The sequence below is a fragment of the Caballeronia sp. LjRoot34 genome (assembly GCF_964253815.1).
In the GTDB taxonomy this organism is placed as follows: Bacteria; Pseudomonadota; Gammaproteobacteria; order Burkholderiales; family Burkholderiaceae; genus Caballeronia.
The window spans coordinates 1,795,766-1,817,226 of record NZ_CAXUSB020000001.1 but is presented as its reverse complement, the minus strand read 5'-3'; the positions used below and the strand labels follow the sequence as shown (position 1 = coordinate 1,817,226).

At 57.6% G+C, this 21,461-nt stretch carries 19 protein-coding genes and 1 pseudogene; 4 read left to right on the top strand and 16 right to left on the bottom strand.

Annotated features, from left to right (window positions below):
- Positions 1 to 15: 15 nt before the first annotated feature.
- From ACSQ36_RS08165 to ACSQ36_RS08135, 7 genes are all read right to left on the bottom strand, one after another.
- The gene (locus tag ACSQ36_RS08165) at positions 16 to 813 is read right to left on the bottom strand and encodes an ABC transporter permease (protein ID WP_436181532.1); all 798 of its coding nucleotides are present in this window, start codon (positions 811 to 813) and stop codon (positions 16 to 18) included.
- Positions 810 to 1,598 carry an ABC transporter ATP-binding protein gene (locus ACSQ36_RS08160; RefSeq protein WP_436181531.1) on the bottom strand — a complete coding sequence of 263 codons (789 nt, stop codon included), beginning with the start codon at positions 1,596 to 1,598 and terminating at the stop codon, positions 810 to 812. Before ACSQ36_RS08160 ends, ACSQ36_RS08165 begins: the two co-directional genes overlap by 4 nt.
- A gap of 716 nt (positions 1,599 to 2,314) precedes the next feature.
- The gene (locus ACSQ36_RS08155; RefSeq protein WP_436181530.1) at positions 2,315 to 3,328 is read right to left on the bottom strand and encodes an SDR family NAD(P)-dependent oxidoreductase; all 1,014 of its coding nucleotides are present in this window, start codon (positions 3,326 to 3,328) and stop codon (positions 2,315 to 2,317) included.
- On the bottom strand, positions 3,328 to 4,815 hold the full coding sequence (locus ACSQ36_RS08150) for a class I adenylate-forming enzyme family protein (RefSeq protein WP_436181529.1): 1,488 nt from the start codon (positions 4,813 to 4,815) through the stop codon (positions 3,328 to 3,330). Before ACSQ36_RS08150 ends, ACSQ36_RS08155 begins: the two co-directional genes overlap by 1 nt.
- A 188-nt stretch (positions 4,816 to 5,003) precedes the next feature.
- The gene (locus ACSQ36_RS08145; RefSeq protein WP_436181528.1) at positions 5,004 to 6,275 is read right to left on the bottom strand and encodes a Zn-dependent hydrolase; all 1,272 of its coding nucleotides are present in this window, start codon (positions 6,273 to 6,275) and stop codon (positions 5,004 to 5,006) included.
- Positions 6,268 to 6,795 carry an L-2-amino-thiazoline-4-carboxylic acid hydrolase gene (locus tag ACSQ36_RS08140; protein ID WP_436181527.1) on the bottom strand — a complete coding sequence of 176 codons (528 nt, stop codon included), beginning with the start codon at positions 6,793 to 6,795 and terminating at the stop codon, positions 6,268 to 6,270. The genes ACSQ36_RS08145 and ACSQ36_RS08140 overlap by 8 nt, the downstream gene beginning before the upstream one ends.
- A 27-nt stretch (positions 6,796 to 6,822) precedes the next feature.
- Positions 6,823 to 7,992: a branched-chain amino acid ABC transporter substrate-binding protein gene (locus tag ACSQ36_RS08135; RefSeq protein ID WP_436181526.1), complete on the bottom strand. Its 1,170-nt coding sequence runs from the start codon at positions 7,990 to 7,992 to the stop codon at positions 6,823 to 6,825.
- Between the two features lie 203 nt (positions 7,993 to 8,195).
- On the opposite strand from ACSQ36_RS08135, the gene ACSQ36_RS08130 reads away from it, so the two are divergent.
- On the top strand, positions 8,196 to 9,095 hold the full coding sequence (locus tag ACSQ36_RS08130) for a LysR substrate-binding domain-containing protein (protein ID WP_436181525.1): 900 nt from the start codon (positions 8,196 to 8,198) through the stop codon (positions 9,093 to 9,095).
- A 31-nt stretch (positions 9,096 to 9,126) separates the two neighbouring features.
- Here ACSQ36_RS08130 and ACSQ36_RS08125 read toward each other — a convergent pair.
- A pseudogene (locus tag ACSQ36_RS08125) lies at positions 9,127 to 9,296 on the bottom strand (ABC transporter substrate-binding protein); the annotation flags it as partial.
- Between the two features lie 319 nt (positions 9,297 to 9,615).
- On the opposite strand from ACSQ36_RS08125, the gene ACSQ36_RS08120 reads away from it, so the two are divergent.
- On the top strand, positions 9,616 to 10,386 hold the full coding sequence (locus tag ACSQ36_RS08120; RefSeq protein ID WP_436183125.1) for a MetQ/NlpA family lipoprotein: 771 nt from the start codon (positions 9,616 to 9,618) through the stop codon (positions 10,384 to 10,386).
- Positions 10,387 to 10,636: 250 nt separating this feature from the next.
- Here the strand turns inward: ACSQ36_RS08120 and ACSQ36_RS08115 are convergent, their stop codons facing one another.
- Complete coding sequence (locus ACSQ36_RS08115) at positions 10,637 to 11,317, bottom strand: dienelactone hydrolase family protein (protein WP_436181524.1); 681 nt, start codon at positions 11,315 to 11,317, stop codon at positions 10,637 to 10,639.
- Between the two features lie 358 nt (positions 11,318 to 11,675).
- Positions 11,676 to 11,963 carry an XRE family transcriptional regulator gene (locus tag ACSQ36_RS08110; RefSeq protein WP_436181523.1) on the bottom strand — a complete coding sequence of 96 codons (288 nt, stop codon included), beginning with the start codon at positions 11,961 to 11,963 and terminating at the stop codon, positions 11,676 to 11,678.
- Positions 11,964 to 12,591: 628 nt separating this feature from the next.
- Here ACSQ36_RS08110 and ACSQ36_RS08105 point away from each other — a divergent pair.
- On the top strand, positions 12,592 to 13,962 hold the full coding sequence (locus ACSQ36_RS08105) for a tetratricopeptide repeat protein (protein ID WP_436181522.1): 1,371 nt from the start codon (positions 12,592 to 12,594) through the stop codon (positions 13,960 to 13,962).
- A gap of 411 nt (positions 13,963 to 14,373) precedes the next feature.
- Here ACSQ36_RS08105 and ACSQ36_RS08100 read toward each other — a convergent pair whose 3' ends face one another.
- The 5 genes from ACSQ36_RS08100 to ACSQ36_RS08080 form a co-directional block, all read right to left on the bottom strand.
- Positions 14,374 to 15,450 carry an ABC transporter substrate-binding protein gene (locus ACSQ36_RS08100; RefSeq protein WP_436181521.1) on the bottom strand — a complete coding sequence of 359 codons (1,077 nt, stop codon included), beginning with the start codon at positions 15,448 to 15,450 and terminating at the stop codon, positions 14,374 to 14,376.
- A 141-nt stretch (positions 15,451 to 15,591) separates the two neighbouring features.
- Entirely contained in the window at positions 15,592 to 16,437 is an 846-nt protein-coding gene (locus ACSQ36_RS08095; RefSeq protein WP_436181520.1) for a transporter substrate-binding domain-containing protein, read from the bottom strand.
- Between the two features lie 28 nt (positions 16,438 to 16,465).
- Entirely contained in the window at positions 16,466 to 17,437 is a 972-nt protein-coding gene (locus ACSQ36_RS08090; protein WP_436181519.1) for an ABC transporter substrate-binding protein, read from the bottom strand.
- Positions 17,438 to 17,974: 537 nt separating this feature from the next.
- Complete coding sequence (locus tag ACSQ36_RS08085; RefSeq protein WP_436181518.1) at positions 17,975 to 18,757, bottom strand: phytochelatin synthase family protein; 783 nt, start codon at positions 18,755 to 18,757, stop codon at positions 17,975 to 17,977.
- 100 nt (positions 18,758 to 18,857) lie between these two features.
- The gene (locus ACSQ36_RS08080) at positions 18,858 to 19,406 is read right to left on the bottom strand and encodes a glutathione peroxidase (protein ID WP_436181517.1); all 549 of its coding nucleotides are present in this window, start codon (positions 19,404 to 19,406) and stop codon (positions 18,858 to 18,860) included.
- Between the two features lie 358 nt (positions 19,407 to 19,764).
- Between ACSQ36_RS08080 and ACSQ36_RS08075 the strand changes: the two genes are divergently transcribed.
- Entirely contained in the window at positions 19,765 to 19,890 is a 126-nt protein-coding gene (locus ACSQ36_RS08075) for a hypothetical protein (RefSeq protein WP_436181516.1), read from the top strand.
- Between the two features lie 113 nt (positions 19,891 to 20,003).
- Here the strand turns inward: ACSQ36_RS08075 and ACSQ36_RS08070 are convergent, their stop codons facing one another.
- Positions 20,004 to 21,335, bottom strand: coding sequence for an NtaA/DmoA family FMN-dependent monooxygenase (locus ACSQ36_RS08070; RefSeq protein ID WP_436181515.1), 1,332 nt, complete (start codon positions 21,333 to 21,335; stop codon positions 20,004 to 20,006).
- Between the last annotated feature and the right edge of the window lie 126 nt (positions 21,336 to 21,461).

Here is a 21,461-nt window from a genome sequence, read left to right as displayed (position 1 = left end):
GCGGACCAGATGCGGTCATGCGTCATCGCCGGCAGCAGCGGGCGGCAATTCCCAGAATACGACCCGCCGATGGATCGCGCGCACGAGCTGTGAGCCACCTATGCCGAGCACAGCCAGCAGGAAGACACCGGCGAACATCGTGCTCACGCTCATATTGGTGGCCGACGACTGGACCAGATACCCGAGGCCTTTCTGCGAAGACACGAATTCGCCCACGACTGCCCCTATCAGCGCCAGCGATACGCCGATCTGCAAGCCGGCGAAGATGTCGCCCGCGACGAAGGGCAGCTTCACGTGAAAGAAGATGAATGTCCGCGAAGCGGAGAAAGCCCGGCAGGCATCGATCAACTCGACGTCCACGCGCCTGATGCCGACCAGCATATTGATGAAAAGCGGAAAAAAACAAATGAGGACCACCAGGACCAGCTTGGATGCGAAGCCGAATCCGAACCAAACCAGGATCAGCGGAGCCAGTGCGACTTTCGGCACCGCCTGGATGCCGATCAACAACGGATACACATAACGCTCGAACGTTTCTGATTCACCAAGCAGCGCTCCCAGCACGAGGGCGAGCAGCGAACCAATGATATAGCCCGTCACCGTCTCAAGCAGCGTATAGCCGATGTGCGGCCATAACGATCCGTCGGCGAAACCGGATGCAAGCGCGCTGAAGACTTCGGACGGAAGCGGCAGGATATAATTCGGTATACGAAGCGTTACAACACTGATTTGCCAGACGACAAGCACAAGCACGAGCGTAATCAGGGGTGGAAGCCAGATGCGGGCGCCGACAAGACGGGTGAGCTTTTTCATTTCACAAAATATCGGCGCAGATGGCTGCAGGCGTCCACAAAGGCGGAGAGAGTCATTGTCTCGAGTGTGCGCGGCCGGGGCAGATCGAGGTCCAGGACCTCGACGACCCGCCCGGGGCGCGATGACATGACCAGCACGCGGTCAGACAGGAACACGGCTTCTGCAATGCTGTGCGTGATGAACAGGACTGACTTCATGTCCGCCATCCAGATGCGCTGCAACTCAAGCGACAGCGCTTCACGGGTCATTGCGTCCAGCGCGGCGAACGGCTCGTCCATCAACAGGACCGATGGGTCCTGGATCAGCATGCGTGCCAGCCCGGCGCGCTGCTGCATGCCCCCCGACAATTCACGCGGATAGTTGTTTGCGAATTCCGACAGTCCCACCGTCTCGAGCAAGCTGTCACAGCGCTGTCGATAGTTCGCCACCGGCAATTGCGCCGCGCGCACGGGCAGCAGGATGTTGTCCCGAACGGTTTTCCACGGCAGCAGCAAGGGCTTTTGAAATGCAACGCCGACGTCGGTGCGCGGTCCCGATACATTAAGGCCGCCAAGTGAGACCGTGCCGTGCGTGGGCTTGAGCAATCCAGCAGCGACTTTCAGCAAAGTCGACTTGCCGCAGCCCGAGGGCCCGAGGATCGATACGAACTCGCCCGGTTCAACAGTCAGCCCGACGTCCTGCAGCGCGTGTATCTCTCCACCGTGAGTAGGATAAGAAACCGACACGTCTTTTATTTGCAGCGTGGCCGGAAGTGACGGTACCCTTAAGGCCGCCGCATGCGTCATGGAAGTCCCTCAGGTGTGCCGCATCGGCTCCCATACACGGCCCGACGAACCAGTGCGGGACGTGTACAGGGGGAAAAGGAGCCGACGGGTTTCAAGGCCAGAGATTCTAGTTCCGTGCAACGCGCTGGGGCCACGAACAAGATGTTCTAAGCAAAGCTTCGAAACGAATAAACCGGCACCCAGGGCGCGCGTATGTGCCATACGGGATATTCATCGAGATGCGCGATCCGGACCGGCCGCCTGCTGAGCCTCGCTGGTAGCTGGCTCAGGAAAAGCGAATCGTCTGATGTCGAGCGCAATCGAGAACAGGTGATCAGCTTACGATAGCGCTGCAACAGATAGGCTTTCCCGATTTGCTCCGTTCGCAGCGCAATGCCGAGTCTCCAGGATCGCCCATGGTTCGCGCGAAGAAAAATTGTGAGCAGCCTACGATCGATTGCACGCGAGCGTTCTTGTCCAATTTCGGCCCGTCGCGCATACACCTCCTTGCGATAACGACATTCCGATTTGTTGGTTTGTCCTGAGTTGTGTGCTGATAGTGTATGCGGCCTCCAGGGAAGCACGCCTCAAGCGAATCATTCGAACACGCGGTCACACAGAGGGAATAACGGTGTCCATACAGTTGAAAACGTCCGCATGGGGCCTGCTCGGGCGTGCTGCTTTGCCGTTCTTCAAAACTTGGAAAATGCTCTTGTCAGCGGGCTGTGCCACTTACTCTAGGGCGTGATAATCACTTTCCCAAGTAACGCGCGTGCCTCCATGCGTTCAAGCGCGTCGCGTGCATCTTCTAACCCGGCGATGTGATCGATCAGCGGATTGAGTTCGCCTCGTTCCACCAAGACCAGAAGTGAAGTCAGGTCATGCCTGTCCCACGAATTCGAGCCGCGTATCTGAAGCTCAAAGGTCCAGATGTACCGGATATCTTCCGGGGGAGCGAAGCCCGCGGTCGCGCCGCAAGTCAGTAGGCGTCCGCCCAGACGTAAGGTCCGCAGTGATTTCACCCAGGTCTCGCCACCCGTAAAATTGATCACGACATCGACACCACCGGTACTCGTGCCGCGATTACGGGTCGCCTTACCATAGCGTTTTATAACCGCATCAGCAAAATCAACCTCGCGGTATTCGATCACGTCATCAGCACCCAGTGCCTTGAGCATTTTGGCTTTTTCAGCCGTACCGGCGCACGCGATGACGTGTGCTCCAAGCAGTTTTGCCAGTTGAACGCAGGCCACACCCACCCCGCCGCTTGCGCCCAGGATCAGCACCTTTTCCCCAGCCCGAATTTGCCCAATGGTATTGACCATGCGATGCGCCGTTCCATAAGCCACCGGCAAGGCGGATGCTTTTTCGAAACTGATGGAATCATTCAGGCGCAGCAGATGGTGCGATGGCACGCGACATAATTCAGCCATGCCGCCATGCAGGTTTTCTCCGATCAGGTCGCCGTTATCCATGTTGGCGGGATCGACCAGGACGCGGTCACCGACAGACCAATTCCGCACGTCGTCGCCAACGGCAATGATCTCTCCCGCGATATCCAGGCCGATAATGGCAGGCAGCGGTATCTTGATCCCCGGCATCCCTCGTCGCGTAAAGATGTCGTGATAATTGAGCGCCGATGCACGCACGCGAATCAGCACGTCTTCATTGCCAATAGATGGCTCAGGAAATTCTGGTTCGATTCCCAACGCTTCTGGACCGCCATGCTGACGCAGTACGAGAGCTTTCATTATTCGAACTCCTTCACCATACTGGTGCCCCAGGTCGCGGCCGCTTCGTATTCGCGGGCGAGTACAAGAAGCGCGCCCCGATCGATCTTGTTGGTACCTGCCCAGGGCAACTGAAGTAGAAACGCCACGCGACGCGGATACTGGTAGGCAGGACCGTGTTCGAGCGCGTGTGCCTTAATGTCGTTAAAGCTCAAGCCGGCATCCGGGTGTTTGACAATGAAAGCGACAGGTATCTGCCCCCGTTCATCGTCCGGTAACGGCAGTACGCATGCCTCCCGGACCAGCGGATGCCGTTCGAGCATTTTTTCCACTTCGCCCGGGTAGATGTTTTCACCCGAGCACACGAACATGTCGTCGGCACGGCCGACAAAAAAGAAGAAGCCATCTTTGTCACGCCGCATGACATCGCCGGTGGTGTACCAGCCGTCATCCAGCACTTCGGCTGTCTTTTTCGGCAAACCAAGGTAGCCGGTCATTACCGCAGGGTTGCGCACACTCAAAATTCCGGAATCGGCGGCAGCTCCGCCCGCCAGGCGAACTTCGCTGGTCGGCAGCGGATACCCGACTGACAGGTCGGGCGTGGAAAGGCCCAAGGGATGCGCGCCAAAAACCGCAGGGCCCCCTTCCGTCGTCCCGTACCCGTTCGTCACGCGTACATGAGCAATGGCAGCGCGAATGCGGTCGATCAGCGCCTGGGTAAGCGGCGATGACGACAAGCTGACGACCTTCAGCGCCGATAGGTCGGAGTCCGGTGCTTGCTCCAGTTCCCTTATTATCCGCGCAAGCATGGTTGGCACCGCACGGCAGATGCTTACCCGGTGAGTGCTGAGCAGGCCGAGATACTGGCGAGCGTTGAACGAAGGCGTCAGGACGACATATGCGTTGGTGACAAATACCGATTTCAGCACCATCAGCCCATTCATGTGATACAGCGGCTGGGCAAGAAGATAACGATCGGCCTCCGGCGTGAGCGAAACAACGCTGGTGCCTAATGCGTGCAACTGTCCTCCATGCTCCAGGGGCACGCCCTTGGGCAGCCCCGTTGAACCCGACGTATAAAGGATCTGGGCAATCATGCCCGACTCTGCGTGGACCGACTCAAACTCGCACGGCGTCACGAGCGACGCGAAACCCGAGGAACCCGCACCGTCGAAGCTTACACATGGCACATCTCCGTGCAAGAGCAACTCACGCTCAGCATCCACAAACGCAAGCCGAACGTCGGCATCGCGCAGGATGTGCGCTATGGTTGGCGACGCAAGCTTGATGTTGACTGGGACTGCGACCATACCGGCACGCATGATGCCGAAGTAAGCGGCGACATATTCCGCCCGGCTCGCGGACGCAATGGCGATGCGTTGCCCCCGTTTTAAACCTTTCGATACAAGATAACTCGCTACGCCGCCCGCGAATTGATCGATCTCGCGATGACTGTATTCTTGCGGCGAATCAGCGATGCGCATATCGACAAGGGCCGTGCGGTCCATGTCTCGACTACGATCGGGCAGATCACCGAGGTTTCTTAAGGTAGATATGTGACTGAGCATTGGGTTACTTTTGATCTTTCACCCTAGATGGCTTGTGAACAATACCGGCAACCGGTCTATTCGATGCCCGTTAGATGAAAAACAACCTCCTGTAGTGATCTGATCCCAGAACCGGATATTCAAGTGGATCATTGAAGGTCGGACGTCGGGAGTCCTGCACTCTGCAGCACGGCATGCAACAACACGTTCGCCCCAGACTCGGCCCAATACGGTGTAATTGCCTCAGCTTCGTTATGACTGAGCCCATCCACGCAGGGAACAAAAATCATCCCCGTGGGCATGACGCGCGCAAGATGGCAGGCATCATGTCCGGCGCCCGACACAATATCGGCGTGTGCGAGTTCAAGCATCGTTGCCGCACGTCGCACGGCACTGATGCATTCCGGTGCGAACTCGACCGGAGCGTAATCAAAAATCTGGTCGATCCGTTTTTCCAGTCCGGCCTCGTTCGCAATTCTGGCAACCTGGTCACGCAGCGTCGCATCCATCTGGTCCAGAACAGCGGCATCGGGATGTCGGAATTCGACCGTAAAAAAGCACTCACCCGGCACCGTGTTGCGTGAATTAGGCCGTGCCTCGATCATGCCAACCGTCGCTCGGCCGTGTGGGGCATGACGATTTCCAAGTAGCTCTACAAAGGAAATCACACGCGCCGCGCCAGCAAGCGAATCCCGGCGCATGTTCATTGGCGTGGTGCCGGCGTGAGCGTCGGTCCCCTTGAGCGTCACCTCATACCAGCGCTGCCCTTGCCCTCCTCTCACCACGCCGATCGTGTGACCGTTGTGCTCCAGGATCGCGCCCTGCTCGATATGCAGCTCGTAGACGGCGTGCGCCTGTATCCCGCCAACGGTTTCAGTCCCGTCGTACCCTATGCTCCGCAGTGCCTCTGCGATGGTCGTGCCAGACGCATCCGAGCGTGACAGCCCATACTCAAGCGGATAAACGCCAGAGAACACACCCGAACCGATCATGGCCGGTGCAAACCGTGAACCTTCTTCATTGGTCCAGAGGACCACGTCGATGGGATGCTCCGTAGTGATCCCCGCATCATTCAGGGTTCGCACAACTTCCAACGCACCGAGTACCCCATAAATGCCGTCGTACCGCCCACCGGTGGGCTGCGAATCGGCGTGTGAGCCTGTCAGAACCGGTGCGGCGTCAGGATTGCGTCCGGCCCGACGCGCGAAAATATTTCCCATCCTGTCGATTCGGACCGCGCATCCTGCGGCTCGTGCCCAATCGATAAAAAGATCGCGAGAATGGCGATCCAGTTCGGTAAGTGCAAGCCGGCAGACCCCACCTTTCGGGGTTGCGCCGATCTGGGCCATACGATCGAGCGAGTCCCACAGCCTCGCACCATTTATCCGCAGTGCGCTTGCCTCGTTGATCGCATCACTCATGGGGTTCGTCTCCCGCTGTTTTGTCCACGAGACGATATCTGAAGTCACATCGTCCCCCACCCTGCATGATCGTAGTGGTCCGCGTGAGATGAATGCGAGCGTCGTATCCGATAATAAAATGACTATCGCGCGCACAGCTCAGCAAATGACCGATCTCGCCCAGGCCCATCGCGTGGTACATCTCGGCGTAGCTGCAGCGCTTCACGTTATAGTCGTAGTGCTCGGCATCCACCTGCAGCACGTCGACATCCAGAGCGTCGTCCTTTTCCCATAAAGCCTGCAACGCCACGAACGACGCCACGCTGGTGCCGCCTGGCTCCTGAGCGGCGAATCGCCTGCCGGTTTCCACAGCCGCGCCACGCACCGCTTCGCCAATCACCGCCTGCGCCCGCTCGATGCCGAAATCGCGCTTCAGGATTTCGTAGATCGGCTTGATGATCTCGGCTTCAATTCGGCGTTGTTCCAGAATGCCCGTGCGATCAGACAGTACCCTTGATGATTCTGGCAATTCGTCACTCATTCCAACTCCTCCCGCAGCCCTTCGGTTTTACTTGGCCGCAGTCTGATCGGTACCGCCGAGTACATCAACCACGGCCCACTTGCCATCGCGTACCTGGTAAATGGTGTAGGCGGGATCTTTCAGATTGCCTTGCGCATCGAATGCGATCGTACCGGTCACGCCAGGACGACTGATCGAATGAAGCACGGTTACGAGCTTCGCCGGATCAATCGAGTCGGCTTGCTGGGTGGCTGCAATCAGCGTCGCGGCGGCGTCATAAGCGAACGGGGCATACAGTTCGATCGGCTCGTGATAACGCGCGCGGTATTGCTCGTCAAATGCCCGTCCGCCGGGCATGCCAAGAAGCGGCCGGCCCGGATCCAGCGCGGTCACGCCCTCCCCGTCAGGCCCTGCCAACTTCAGGAAAGTCTGGCTCACAAAGCCGCCCGCGCCGAGCAATCCTGCCTTGATCTGCAACTGGTGCATGCGACGCACAAGGGGCGCAGCCTCTACATCGACGCCGCCGAGGAAAATCAGGTCAACGTGTTTCGACTTGATCTCGGTCAGAACGCCACTGAAATCCGTTGTCTTGTCGTCAATGTACTGATGATCCACGACCGTTCCACCATTACTTTCCACGCCTTTGATGAACTGCGTCGCGAGGCCGGCCCCGAACGCCGTACGGTCGTCGATCACCGCAATGCGCTTCGCTTTCAGGGTCTTGACCGCATACGCACCCGTGTATGCACCGCCGATGTCGTCATGGCCGATGATCCGAAACGCCGTGTCGTAGCCTTGCTGCGTGTATTGATGTCCGGTCGAGACCGGTGCGATCTGCGCAATGCCGGCATCGTGATAGATCCGTGAAGCCGGCACACTGCATCCGGTGTTCCAGTGCCCCACTACACCGGTCACGTGCTGATCCACCAGTTGCTGCGCGACCGTTACGGCTGTGCGAGGATCCGCTTGATCATCAACGGAAACCAGCTTGTATATGACCGGCTTTCCTCCGAGCACGGGATGTTTCTTGTTAGCCTCGTCGAGCGCAAGTTGTGCACCGTTTTGCAGATCCTTGCCGGTTCGCGCTGACGGACCCGTGAGCGGTCCGGCCAGCCCGATCAGCACGACCTGTTCGTTCTGCGCCTGGGCAACGCCCGTTAGGCCCAGCAAGGAAATGGCCGCCAGCGCGACCAGGAGTGGAGAGACAATTTTTTTCATGGGAAAGGTCGCACAAAAAGTAGTGTTCGTTGGATGAAATAAGGAATCGATAAGATGAGAAATATTATTCAGTTGCAAATCAACCATCCAAATATCCAATTGTTGAATCGATATACGGAACCCGTGTTTATCCGTAAAAGTTCCTTAAATAAAGGGGCTACGGAGATAATCCGGATTTTGTATTCTTCGATATAATTCCACACATGAAAAATATCGAACGATTAGTCAATGATCCGCCATTGCGTGCGGTTCGTGCCTTCGAGGCTTTCGCCCGCCACGGCTCCGTAACGGCAGCGGCCGCTGAGCTCGACATCACCCCTTCCGCGGTCAGCCATCAGTTGCAGTTGCTGGAGACTTTCGTCCAGACGCCACTCTCCGCACGCCAAGGGCGTACGCTCAGGCTGACGGACGAGGGGCGCGACTACTACCGGTCAATTAGCACGGCTTTTTCTGTTCTCCGCAGTGCGACGGGCTTCGTGCGGGATCGCACGTCCCGACGTCAGATCACGATCAGCCTGATCCCTCTTTTTGGCATGGGATGGTTCATCCCCCGGCTGCAGACCTTCCTCTCCGCGAACGAAGACGTTGACGTCACCGTCTTATATGCCAACCACCGCAACTATCGAAGCGACGCAGCGGACCTGTCGATCCGCTTCGGTACCGGTGACTGGCCCGGATACACCAGCACACGGCTAATGTCAGGTGCTGTCGTGCCGGTATGCAGTGCCACGTTCCGGCGCCGTCACGGGCCATTCAGGAAGCCCGCTGATCTCGCACCGGTACCGCTCGTGCATGACGAGGATCGAAGTACCTGGATTAACTGGTTGCAGAGTGCGGGAGTTCGGCATATCACGCGCACCGTTGGGCCCCTGTTCGAGGATGGACAGTTGACACTCAATGCGACACAGGCGAACCTCGGTGCAGCACTCTTGCGCGCGCCGTTAATCGCTCGCGAACTGGCTTCTGGTGAACTAGTAAAGCTGTTTGACCAGGAACTCGACGATGGACGCCACTACTATCTGTGCAGTCGAGTCGACACAGATCTACCCGATGGCGCACAACGGCTCGCAGCGTGGTTACTCGAATCCATCAAGAGAAGGTGATTAGATACTGAAATCCGACGGCTGAGCTCTCCTATTGGAGATCCACCGTCGCGATGTCCTGGCGCCCAAACGGGCTTACGGGGCGTCCACCGAGTTGGTGCGCGTGACCGTTGCTGCCGTCGGATAACCGAGCGGAATCCACAGCGCCTGATCGTGGATAATCTTCTGCACGTCCGCTACGTCCTGCGTCTTCGGCGACTGCGCGATCTAACATTCAATTCTTGGTTACGCCGAGTTCAGCGTCTTCAAATGATCACTCAGGGGCGAATTTGTATCGCCGGGCCCGTTTGGTCAAAAGCTATCAATGATGCATGCCTTTCTCGGTCAGTTAATACTGGCGTCGATTTGTGATGCACAAATGAGGCCGCGAGCTCCACGATATCGTTAGCGCTCGATCTTATTTGTCGCATCCTCGCTTCATCCCTAACATTCTGTCTTCTGCAAACCAACCTGTTCGAATACGTAAAAAATGAAAATACTTTGGAAATTCGCATTCATCGCGACACTATTCGCATCTACCATGGTGAACATCCAGCAGGCGCAGGCGGCCGATCAGACACTTCGGGTCGGAATCATGTCTGGCGAGGACGAAGATGTCTGGCGCACGGTGGCCGCCAATGCGGCAAAGCATGGCCTTACGATCAAGGTCACGACTTTTTCCGACTACACGCAGCCGAATGAAGCACTCGCTCAACACGACCTTGATGCCAACTCGTTCCAGCACAAACCCTATCTCGACGCGCAGATTCAGGCCCGCCACTACACCATCGTACCGGTTGGTTTCACTTATGTTCAGCCGATCGGCGTGTACTCTCGGAAAGTAAAATCTATCGACGCGCTACCGCAAAACGCGACGATCGGTGTGCCCAACGATCCCAGCAACGAAGGACGCGCACTATTGCTGCTGCAAGCGAACGGGCTTATTACGCTGCGCTCCGGGGTCGGACTGCTTCCCACTGCGCGTGATATCGCCAACAATCCGAAACATGTGCAGATCAAGGAGCTCGACGCAGGCATCGTAGGCCGCGCGATCGGTGACCTCGATGCTGCTGTAGTCAATACGGACTGGGCCATCAAGGCGGGCATCCAGATTCCCCAGGAGCGCATCGCGCAAGAAAAGGTGACAGGCAATCCGTATCGAAACTTCATTGCAGTCAATGAGAAGGACGCGCATGCGCCATGGGTCAAGACGCTCGTCGACAGCTATCAGCAGGCGAACGTGGCTGCCGAAATCTTGAGCGTTTATCACGGCGCGACGCTGCCCGCCTGGGACGGTGCGCCTCAACACTGAGAGGATGGCTGACCACTGTGACCGGCAGAGCGCTACAGATCCGGGAATAGCGTATCTCCCCGCTGTGGTCAGATAACTGAAACTTCCGGCCGTGTCGAGGAAGGAAAAGTAGCGCACCGGAAAAGTCACGCTCAAGATCGGATTTCGCCTCGACGAGAAGCCACTTCCGGATCAAGCGCCTGGTTGCCCGGATCATGCTTGCGGCCGATGGGTGTTATCGGCGCCTCAGCTCCTCGCCGCGCTTGACTTATTAGCCGCGCAATGCGCGGTCGAACAATTCTCGAGTCCTTTGCTTCGCAAGTCGATCGGCAGCGGCATCGTAGGGTTGATACCCAGAACGAGCGAAGCCATGTCCCACGTTCGAGTACACAAATACCTTGGCATCGGGCAACGGTTCAATAGCGCGATGAACCGTCTCAACTGTGGCCAAGGGCACCCATGGGTCGGTTTCACCGAAGTGAAAAGCGGCGGGTACAGCGAGTCGCGCGAGTTCTCTCGCATGGTCTTCGAGCCGTACTCCGTAGTAGCAGGAAACCGCTTGAACCTGTTCCCTGACACCTGCCAGAGCCGCTAAACGGCCGCCCAGACAAAAGCCGATCACGCCAACCGGCACATGGCTCCCAAGCAATTTTCGCAAATAAGCGGCGGCAACGCCGACATCCTCCACGACGCGGTCAACATCCAGCGCGTCTCCGCGCGACCGAGCTCGCTCAGGCTGATCGTAACCGAGATGAATATCCGGCTCTTGACGCCAGAAGACATCAGGGGAAAGCACGGCATAACCTTCGTGCGCGTAATCCTTGACGACGCTCCTAAGCCACGAATTGACGTTGTAGACCTCGGGCAATATAACGAGCCCACGCCCGTTAGACTCGGTCGATGTTGGCAAAGCCAGATACCCATGGAACTCGCCGCCGTCTCTTGCGCGCATCGATATGAAATTTCCCACCCTCAGTTCCTTACGGTATCAATATCCACGACATGGGTGCTCGCGAGGCCGCGAATCCTGTTTGCCGAGCGATCCTTACGTCATTTCGACACGTTCGTCATCAACAAGCCCCAAAGCTTGGCGAACACCTGCGATCGTTTCCTTGGGCCGGCGTGCAAGATGCCTCGGCTCCTGATTAATCGTTGCAGTGCATTCGCTCCAATGGATGTCCGGCACTACCGGCATTGCAATCCATATGTAGTCTGGGTGAAGATTTAATCTTGTGGTCGTAAATTATCAATATTACTAATCTGCTGCAGCCTTATATGTACTTGAGTTCCACCAATCTGAGTGGTACCGCTTAGCCGCTGCAAAGCCAGATAACGTCGATACCGAGAATTGAAGAAATTCGTTGGCAATCAATGCGGCCAGGCACCACTATCCCTGCACGCCAGAGACTGATGTCGCGTTCGGGGATACGCAGGGTTCGGGCAAGACGCGCGGACGTCAGCTTGGCGCGCTTCATTGTCATATCAAGTCGCGCAGCGAAAGCACGGCGCAGGCGACTGTTATCAGTTGCCTCTTTCAGTTGCTTGTCTAGTGGTTGGCGCATGCAAAAGATAGCCGCAATAAATTCTTCGAGAAACACGGTTCATTGATCGACGGTCTACCGACCGACATCTATTTAAAACTGGTGCCCATCAGTGCGAATTCATCGTAGCCAATGTCGTTGCTCTTGCAAACCAAGTATAAAAGATATTAATAGGCAAGCGAATCACGTTGCGGGCGTCCGTTTCACTAAAGTAACAGCTAACCGGAAGAGACAGTGAAGTCGCAACAACCGTGTGACTGACGGGAGCGAAGCGCAGAATTATCGGGATGGGCAAAGCGGCGCTGTTGGTTTTCGCGGCTTGCCAAAACCAAGCTGCCCACGGTCAGCGACCGGCTGCTGGCCTCCAAACGCCTTGTGGACCATGTGCTATCTCGCATGGCTACTGCAGTCCATGGCACTGTCGACCGTTATATTTATGTAGAATAAAAACTAAGACGAAGTCATCCACGTACTGAGCCAGATTGCCAAAGAAGCAATGGCATGCTGTTTGCAGAGAATGATCTGCGTCTTGCGTCAATTTCTTATGAGATTGAATTACCAAGCGGGCACGATGATCGGGTCAGGTTCGACCGAAGATGCCTTCGCGAGGTCCAACCATCCGCAAACACTTGACCTGAATTCCCGTGCTTGGCCGCTGAGGGGTAAAGGCGCGTAAGGAGACTGCATGGCATACGATGCGCAAGGGCTCATCCTCTCCACAAACGAGGGTAACGAAGCGGGCGCCGCGTATCGTTTCGCCATCGATGGATACCTTTACTACAAAGCCGACCTTGGTGCGCGTCTTGCAACGCTGCTCGCTGAAGACCCCGGGTTCGCGATGGCGCACGTGCTGGCCGGCTATTTCGCGATGATGCCGCTCAATGCGCTGCAACTCCACACCGCTCGGCAGGCGCTTGCAAAGGCAGAAAAGTGCGCCGTTCATGCGACGCACCGCGAGCGTTCTCATGTGGCAGCACTGGCGCACTGGATCGATGGTGACCTTGATCGTGCACTCTCAGTCTGGGAAGAGATTCTTGCCGCTTATCCACGCGATCTGCTCGCTTTGCGCGTTCACCACAACACCGCGTTCTGGTACGGGCTTCCACAACGCATGTTGCATGAAATCACTAAGATCATGCCGTCCTGGAGCAACCAGCGTCCCGGCTATTCAACGTTGCTGGCTTGCCAAGCGTTTGCCCTCGAAGAGTGCGGTCAATACGATGCTGCTGAGAAAGCCGGTTGGTCAGCGATCGAGGCGGACCCGGGCAATCTATGGGCGACGCATGCGCTGACCCACGTGATGGAGATGCAAGGGCGGCGTGAGGAAGGTATTGCGTTCCTGAACCAGCTCGAACCGCACTGGGAAACCGCGAACAACTTCAAGCATCACTTGTGGTGGCATCGTGCAATGTTTCATCACGAACGGCGCGAATTCGACCAGGTTCTTGACCTCTACGATCAACGTTTTCGAGACATCTCCTCGCCGCTGCTCAAAGCAGTTCCGGACCTTTATAACGATGTGCTCAACGCAACATCGATGTTGTTCCGGCTCCAGCTCCATGGCATAACCGCGGGCAACCGATGGGATGAACTCGCGGATCTGGCCGAAGCGCGAATTGGCGACACGCTAGCGACCCTGACGCTCCCGCACTGGATGATGGTGCTAGTTGGTGCAGAGCGCTGGCAAGCGGCTGAGCGTTTGTTGCAGGGGATTAACGACGCCGGATCACTGCAGCGCGGCGAGCGCCAGCAGATTATCAAGGACGTGGCCTTGCCGGTGAGTCGTGCCGTGTTGTTTCACGGACGGCAAGAGTACTTGGCAAGTGTCCAAGCGATGCGCCCGGCGCTTCACAGGTTGCAGCGCCTTGGCGGTAGCCACGCCCAACGGGATGTCTTCGAGCAGTTGTTTGTTGACGCCGCCATGAAGTCTGGTCAGGACGATGTCCTTCGACTGTACCTGGATCGCGCCCGCGCCACTCACCCCGTCGAACCGCTTAACCGTATTGGCTACGCCATGGCAGCACGCCGGGTTGGTATGAAGTTGTCGACGGGATGACCCACTGTGCTCGCCGAACGTATCACCCAACATGCGGGCGTGTTCACGTTGCACCTTGATAAAAAAAGAGCCTTCGCACACCCGGAAACGAAGGCTCGAGTCCATGACTTTGCTCAAATCACGGAGGAGATGTATGCAGGATAACGAATTGACACGTGGACGTGTACGTAGAAATTTTCATATCGATTCCCATTCGACGACCTTCGCTGCTCGCCACGTTCGTATAGCCGCATGCTTTCGTTGGGAACTCCATTTTGCTCTTCCCTGCTTCTCTCCAATTCAACGGTATCTCCGCCCAGCCGCCCAGTAACCTGATTCACCACATTCTTACCACCGCGTGCGTTCCCTATGCCTCGATCGCGCAAGCGGCGACCGAGGAGGTCGACCTCGATTGGATGGTCAGATAAGCGTTCAGGCGAGCAAATCGGCGTAGATTTTTGCTGCAAATTTCTGCGAATCGGTGCTCTGATTGATGACGTGTACGAGCTTCAGGTCGTCGGTGTAAGCCTGAAGTTCGCGCTCCAGCGCTTGGTTTGCCGGATGATGGTGATGCGTATGGCTTCTCAGCATCGCTGCCAGATCTGTGACTGGAATCTTTGGTGAATAAGACGCGAAAATTGTCGCGGCCTCGTCCGGATTGTTGGCGGTCCACTCTGACGCTTCTAGCACCGCTTGAGTCAGCGCTGCCGCAGTCGCGCGATCCTTGCGCACCAAGTTTCCGCGCACTGCGAGTACGCAGCACGAACGGTTCGCGTAATCGCCCGTCAGATTTGAAGCGATTTCGACAAGATCGAAGTTCTTGCGCACCAGCCAGATCGCCGGATCGTTGTCGGCGACAGCTTGAACTTCTCCTTTCTTCAGCGCCTGACCGAGCAGATCGGCTGGATAAGTGCGCCAGGTTATGTCGTCCGTCGGATCGATGCCCTGTCGCGCAAATAAAATGGAAAAGAAATTCTTGCTGGGGCTGGCCATATCGCTTACGCCCACCGCCTTACCCTTGAGGTTCGCAAGACCTGTCACACCGCTGTCCTTCAGTGCGAGCAAGCGCATGCAGCCGCCATGAAGGCCAGTAGTGATTTTCACGTCAAAACCCTGTTCCAGGGGTTTCAGCCATCGTAAGGCCATCCCTACACCGCCGTCTGCCTTGCCGGAAGCAATTGCTTCGAGCAACTGATCCGTTGAACCCGCGAAGTTCACGAAATCCACGTCAAGGTTGTATTTCTGGAAGAAGCCCTTTTTGAGCGCCACCGGCACTGGCACCGTGCAGATGGCCGTGGCGCTCCAGGCCAGTTTTAGCGCCTTTGGGCTTCCGCTCGGCACTTGTGTCGAGGCCGGCACGTCGCCCGGTGCAGCGCTCCACGCGCGCTTTACGGAGACAAACGGCGCGGCTAATGTCAAAGCCGCCGCTGCCTTTAGAAGTCGACGACGCCGGTCATCGGGATTGGGCTGCGCGGCCAGCTCATTTTTGGTTTGATCCAATGCTTCCATGTTCATATCCCTACCTGTTGTGAATGATTCATTGCAAGCGAGGTGATGCCTGGCAAACGCTGGCTCTTTTTAGAGCCAGCCGCGCATTCAAGTGGGTCGCATACCTTTTTTGTGGCGCCCAAGCTCGTTCGCCACACTCGGTCAATGACAGTTGACATCGCTCTGCTCCAGTGCGACGTCGAAGCCGATAAGATCCGCTACTTTCTTGCGCGAGTGCTCGGGCAGTTTTTCGCGCCGCCAGGCGCGGACCGCACGATCAAGCCACGCGAGCGTGGCGTCGTTTCCTTCGGAGGCACCCTCTCTTTTAGGAAAGGCGATAAACACTGGATCGCTGGCAAGTTCGGGGAGCGCAGTGTAGTACCGCCATTGCGGCAGCTTCAGGACCGCCGCGAGCGTCTCCTCATCGTCAACAACCGCACTACAGTCGCCTCGCTCAAACGCGAATAACGCTTCGGTCGCCGCGGCGAAGCTTACGATAACGGCCTTTTCCCTCGTGCGCAGCGTTCGCGCGTAGGGGCTGCCGTCGGTTACGCATACGGGCTTGCCGCGCAAACTGGTCCATCCATTCAAGCCCCCTTTGCGCAGCACTAGCGCGCTACCGCTACGCCCGCCGTAAGCCGTGGGTACGTAGGCGATCGACGAATCACGCTCGTAGTGCAAATTTGCGATTGCAACGTCCACCGAACCCGCACGCAGCGCATCACGCGCAATCTCCGGGGTGGCCGGTATCATTTCCACCGGTACGCCCAGGCGACGACCGAGGTCCGAAGCCAAATCAGCGGCGGTAATATCGGGAACTCGCGCCTGCGGATCGACGCGTCCGATCGCGAGTCGCGGCGCGGGACGCCCGGCCACTGCCACGATAAGCAGACGGCGCGCTTGCGCAGCGGCGAAAGGCACAAACGCTTGATTCGCCCTGTCAGGGGCGTGCCATCGCTCGCCCTGCATCGCGCCAAGCGACGCGGCGAAAAAGCCCGCGACCAACATTGCGCAAAGCGCCCAAGTGTGTGTCCGCTCACGCATGACCGTGCGAACCGTGAGGTGATGCAGGGCTCTTCGCGTGGTCAAGCAGAGGGTTAAAGGCGTTCGTGTACAGATCCGTGACCCGTAATCCGGCGGTCGAGATACGTCCGTCCTCTCGCAGCACATTCAGGTAGTACTGCAGGGGTGCCTCATCGATCGCCAGGTTTGCCCTATAGTTCGCTGGCCGTACTGCCTCAGTGTCGACGCCAAGCCGCTCAGCGGCCCAACGGCGCGCGTCATCCGGATGGTTACGGCTCCAAGCCGCCGCCTTCGCCAAAGCGCCAATGAAGTCACGCACAGCGAGTGGATGCGCGCGCGAGAACTTACCATTCACGATGTATGGCGCGGAGGTGCTGAGCCCGCCGTCAACGTCCCAGTCGGTCCAAAGCAGACGCAGACGCGAATCACCCAACGCCGATACGGAATACGGAAAATGCACCACTGCAACATCAACGCTGTTAGTCGCAACCGCGTGCGCGGCTCCGTCGTTGGGAACGCGCAACCAGTTTACCGTCGACGGGGAAAGGCCATGCTCGCGCAGGTAATGGCGCATCGCAAGGACGCCGCAACTGCCTTCGTCGTCGAACGTCACGGTCTTGCCTTCCAGATCTTGAACTGTCCGGATTGAGGATTCCCGGCGCACGAAATAAGTCATGTGCGATTCTTCCGGGCTTGATTGCGTGGCATCAGCGATCATTTTAATATCAGCCCCGGCCGCAATCGCCAGAACCTCGAGCGGCGCCATTCGCGTGCCGAAATCCAAGTCGCCGCTTGCGACTAGCGGTACTACCTGCACGGCGCCTACTGGCGAAATGTATCGCGGCTTCGCATGCGTTCCCTGGAAATAGCCCAGATGATCGGCCAGATAAACAAGATCCGGCGATGAGCTTTGCGCATAATTGAACTCGATCACTGCGTCGTTATTGCTCTTAAGGAGACCCAAGTGCAGCACGGAAAAAAGCATCAATACCGCCAACGCTCCAATAATGGCGCACGCGGAAAGGTAACGATGCGACATATGGAAGGCAGGCATACAAGAGGGACTTAGTGGTGGCGCAAAAATTAGTAGACGGATTCGCGCAGAGGGACAGAGAGATTCTTCTTTGCTTACACACGTAATGCACCGTCCGGGACGCGGCAAAGGCGTCTCGCGTCAAAGCGCTTCGTTGCTGCCGGACCCAGAATCAGACTAAAGCAACAAGCCTAAATTATTCATCCTGGATATTATGAGAAGCTAATCACCTATGTAACCAATAATTTCTTCGTTAGTTATCGGAAACGTATCGACCGGATAACGTGGTCTAGCCAGGAGATTGCTGTCACCATTTTTGGTCTGATGCAACCTATCCATAGAATTTAAAAAGCGATTCGGTTCGCGCATTCCAAGGCCTGCGGTTCAGCAGCAAGGGGGCGGATGGTGATCGTGGACCGAGTTGAAATCGTCGCGCTCTAGCGGCGATATCAGCTCCAGTGCAAACCAGAGTTCACGCGCTGAAATCGCCTACTGCCTGCCGATGGTCACGATGCCTCGGGAAAGCCCGCTCACGGAGTCCACCGCTTGCGACCCTGCGTACAACTTCGCTATTGGAACCCACACGGCCGGATACTTGTATCGTGCAACATCGAGAACGAGCGCACTATCGCTGGCGACGTCGAACGCTGCGATGGGCGACCAGTGACCGCCGCCCACTTCGCCAATCTCCACACGCCTGAAGTTCAGCAGCACGAAGCGGTCGCTACGACCAGTGGTGTCGAGAATCAACTTGCGAAACTGCGCGAGCGTCAAGTTGGCGGAGTGAAATTTCTCGACGTCAACTGGAAATTCGCTCAAGACCGCGCTGAGCTGATCGAGCGTCATGCCCTCTTTCGCAACTCGATCGGCATTAGCCACGTGTGGATCAACGCCGCGAAAGAAGTCCTCCTGCGAAAAGTAGGGGAAATCAGGGTATTGCGTAGATTCAGGACGGCGGATTCCCAGGGCATTCAGCGCCATTACAGAGGTTGCGACGGAACAGTAGGCCTCATTTCTCTGGGTTTCGAAATACTCTGATAGCGGCCAGTACGACTGGTTGGCGGCAGCAGAGATCAACCGCTTTTGTCCCCCAGCTTGAGTCAGCGCGATGAGGTCAGGCGGAACAGGCAATGGGCCATCGGCTCGATGTATCGCGCTTGGCGCAGCAACGTGGCTCGCGATGGGCGGCAACGGCGCACATGCAGTCAGTGCAAAGGCCAGTGCAACAGTCGGCCACGCAGCGCGACCTGCGCGCCGTAGCGTGAAAAGCATCGTCAGTCCACCTGTGCGAACTCGGCCGGAGCAGTTGATCCAACCGTACACGGCATCGTAACGATGCCTATGCGCTGTTGTGAGAGTGAACGAGCGCGCATCACGCCCGCGCAAGCTCCGCCTGAATGGCATCGAGCAACCGCGCATCCTCTGCTGTAACGTCGGGAGCGAATCGCCCTACTACTTGACCATCACGGTTCACGAGGAATTTCTCGAAATTCCACAACACTTCGGGCACCGGGTTGGGCTCGACCCCGTAACCCTTGAGACGCGCTCGAAAGGGGCCATCGCCAGTAGCATCCGGCTGTGCGGTCGTCAGCGTCCGGTACAACGGGTGCTGGTCCGCGCCAACTACGGATATTTTGGAAAACAACGGAAACTTTACGTCGTAGGTCGTGTTGCAGAACGCCAAGATCTCCGCGTCGCGACCCGGCTCCTGTCCCTTAAAGTTATTTGCAGGGAAACCTAACACCTCCAGCCCCGCTGCCCGCTTATCCTCATACAGCTTCTCCAGGCCTTCGTACTGTGGTGTCAGTCCGCATTTTGAAGCCACGTTCACCACCAGCAATACTTTGCCCTTGAACTGTTCCAGCGTTACCGACGCACCATCAATGGATTTCACTGGAACATCGTAGATCGTTTGGCTCATTGTCTGGCTCGCTTGAAATGAAGGTTCATGGGGTGGTCACACTCTGGGACCATTCGCGACAGTAAGCTTGTATGCCGCCCGCGACCCTCGACAATAGCACCGCCAAAGCACGTCTCTTATCGGCATTTCTGATCCCCTTATACGGCAACTGACTTCAAACGAATATCCTCAGCGTCAGCACGACCGGCATCACGTCAGCTTCGTGCAACCGGTCCGTCGTCTAAGTCATTCTTTATTGGACAAGAACGTCAAAATGGGGTCCGCCAGAAACCGAAAACGGTCGTCTCTCTCGACATTCCTAAGGGGAAATAGCTCGCTGGGCGTATAGCCCTGGCCAGAAATGGTAGACGAGCCGAGAATGAACTCTTTCAGCCGTATTGCAGGGCGGCCCAGCGACAATCATTCGAAAGTGCCCGGACTCACCCAAGTGAAGCTGATCGTGCAACAGCACCTGACCTCGGGCGCGCGACGCCGCGTCCGGTGAGCCGCCGAGTTGGTCAGAGATGGTTCGGGCGTCGGCCATGAATGCGGCGTCGAAGAACATTCCGAGCCTCCTGTCCGGATCGCGAGCGTCAGCGAATAGAGGATCGCGGCAGCTCAACCCCCATTCGCCGCGTGCTGCCCGTCTCCGGCTAAAATCGTTTGCAGCGGAGGCAATTCGAGATTCGACCGTAGATCGCTACCGCAGTAGTCAGTGTCGATCAAATTCCGCTTGCGTAGTTCCGGCAGAAGTCCATTCAGCAGAAGGTCTTCCTGATCCGGCTCACCAAGCCCGTGCAGCGATACTATATCGACCAGCCCCGCGCGATACCGTTCCTCGATTGCATCGGCGAGTCGCTCCGGCGTGCCGGCGACGGACCAGTGGCCGGTATCCTGCGCGCGGATAATCAGCTCGCGCAACGTGAGTCCCCGCAAGACATAAGCACGAAAGATCGCGACACGCCCGCGCCGCCGGTTCACGCTCTCGATCGTGGGTAGCAGAGTCTCGGGCAACGGACGGTCCAGCGATAGACCGGTCAGATCGACTGCTCCACCGAGCATGTCGGCGAGCTTCAGCCTGCCCTGCTCGTAGTCGATCCGTTCGTGCTTGTCGCGCAGTCGCCGCGCGACGTCTGCGGGCGATTCGCCGATCACTGAATGAAACGAGTTCATTATGAACGGCAATCGGTTCGCGCGACCGAAGCCAACAGCCTGACGATGCAGTTCGGTTACGAACGCACGCGCGTCGTCGAGTGTCGGCTGCGAGGTGTAGACGACTTCGGCGTAACACGCGCCCAGCGTCACGCCGCTCACCGACTGGCCAGCCTGGAACTGAACCGGCCGCCCTTGCGGTGGTGGCGGCACGTTGAGTGGCCCCTGAACGTGGAAATGCTCGCCTCGATAGTCAATCGCGCCGAGCTCGCGTGGGTCGATCGAGACCGAGCCCGCAGGCGTGCGTCGAGCGGCCGCCGCGTCGTTCGCGTCGAACAGCGCGTTGACAACCTCAACGAACTCCCTCGCACGTGCATAGCGGCGCTCCGGATCTGGTAGCGCGTCATTGCCGAAGTTCTCCTCGCCGACCGACGACGTGACCGCATTCCACGCAGCTCGGCCGCCGCTTACATGGTCGAGCGTGCCGATCAACCGCGCGATGTTGTACGGATGGTGGTAGGTGGTCGATACTGTCGCGACGAGCCCGATGTACGACGTCGCTTGACTCAGCGCAGCGAGCGCGACGATCGGCTCTTGGCTGCCGGTATTGCCAGCTAGCCCAGCGGGGTCGGCCTGCAGCAGGTCGGCCGTAAAGAGGCCCGTGACTTTTTCAGCCTCCGCCTTACGCGCGAGTACCGCTGCGCGGCGGATGCCCTGCGCCACCTCCGCGTCACCGCTCGCATATAACACGCTGCCCGCGCCAACTAGCGTCTTTAATCGTCTGCGCGCGACGCTCATGCTGCGCTCCAGCCATTCAAACCGCACCACGTCGCAAAGGCTGATATCGCGATAACGTCGATATCGAAGCCAGCCCGCCGATCCTTTCGTTCGTGCATAAAGAGTTCCTTTAGATTCGCGAACGAT

What these genes read in the sequence shown, in the direction of transcription:
- ACSQ36_RS08150 (WP_436181529.1), bottom strand. Translation starts at nt 4,815, where the DNA reads ATGGACCGCACGGCCCTTGTCGATATGCGCATCGCTGATTCGCCGCAA.
- ACSQ36_RS08070 (WP_436181515.1), bottom strand. Translation starts at nt 21,335, where the DNA reads ATGAGCGTCGCGCGCAGACGATTAAAGACGCTAGTTGGCGCGGGCAGC.
- ACSQ36_RS08160 (WP_436181531.1), bottom strand. Translation starts at nt 1,598, where the DNA reads ATGACGCATGCGGCGGCCTTAAGGGTACCGTCACTTCCGGCCACGCTG.
- ACSQ36_RS08075 (WP_436181516.1), top strand. Translation starts at nt 19,765, where the DNA reads ATGAACTCTTTCAGCCGTATTGCAGGGCGGCCCAGCGACAATCATTCG.
- ACSQ36_RS08140 (WP_436181527.1), bottom strand. Translation starts at nt 6,795, where the DNA reads ATGAGTGACGAATTGCCAGAATCATCAAGGGTACTGTCTGATCGCACG.
- ACSQ36_RS08130 (WP_436181525.1), top strand. Translation starts at nt 8,196, where the DNA reads ATGAAAAATATCGAACGATTAGTCAATGATCCGCCATTGCGTGCGGTT.
- ACSQ36_RS08155 (WP_436181530.1), bottom strand. Translation starts at nt 3,328, where the DNA reads ATGAAAGCTCTCGTACTGCGTCAGCATGGCGGTCCAGAAGCGTTGGGA.
- ACSQ36_RS08100 (WP_436181521.1), bottom strand. Translation starts at nt 15,450, where the DNA reads ATGGAAGCATTGGATCAAACCAAAAATGAGCTGGCCGCGCAGCCCAAT.
- ACSQ36_RS08095 (WP_436181520.1), bottom strand. Translation starts at nt 16,437, where the DNA reads ATGTTGGTCGCGGGCTTTTTCGCCGCGTCGCTTGGCGCGATGCAGGGC.
- ACSQ36_RS08120 (WP_436183125.1), top strand. Translation starts at nt 9,616, where the DNA reads ATGGTGAACATCCAGCAGGCGCAGGCGGCCGATCAGACACTTCGGGTC.
- ACSQ36_RS08090 (WP_436181519.1), bottom strand. Translation starts at nt 17,437, where the DNA reads ATGCTTTTTTCCGTGCTGCACTTGGGTCTCCTTAAGAGCAATAACGAC.
- ACSQ36_RS08085 (WP_436181518.1), bottom strand. Translation starts at nt 18,757, where the DNA reads ATGCTTTTCACGCTACGGCGCGCAGGTCGCGCTGCGTGGCCGACTGTT.
- ACSQ36_RS08080 (WP_436181517.1), bottom strand. Translation starts at nt 19,406, where the DNA reads ATGAGCCAAACGATCTACGATGTTCCAGTGAAATCCATTGATGGTGCG.
- ACSQ36_RS08165 (WP_436181532.1), bottom strand. Translation starts at nt 813, where the DNA reads ATGAAAAAGCTCACCCGTCTTGTCGGCGCCCGCATCTGGCTTCCACCC.
- ACSQ36_RS08145 (WP_436181528.1), bottom strand. Translation starts at nt 6,275, where the DNA reads ATGAGTGATGCGATCAACGAGGCAAGCGCACTGCGGATAAATGGTGCG.
- ACSQ36_RS08115 (WP_436181524.1), bottom strand. Translation starts at nt 11,317, where the DNA reads ATGCGCGCAAGAGACGGCGGCGAGTTCCATGGGTATCTGGCTTTGCCA.
- ACSQ36_RS08105 (WP_436181522.1), top strand. Translation starts at nt 12,592, where the DNA reads ATGGCATACGATGCGCAAGGGCTCATCCTCTCCACAAACGAGGGTAAC.
- ACSQ36_RS08135 (WP_436181526.1), bottom strand. Translation starts at nt 7,992, where the DNA reads ATGAAAAAAATTGTCTCTCCACTCCTGGTCGCGCTGGCGGCCATTTCC.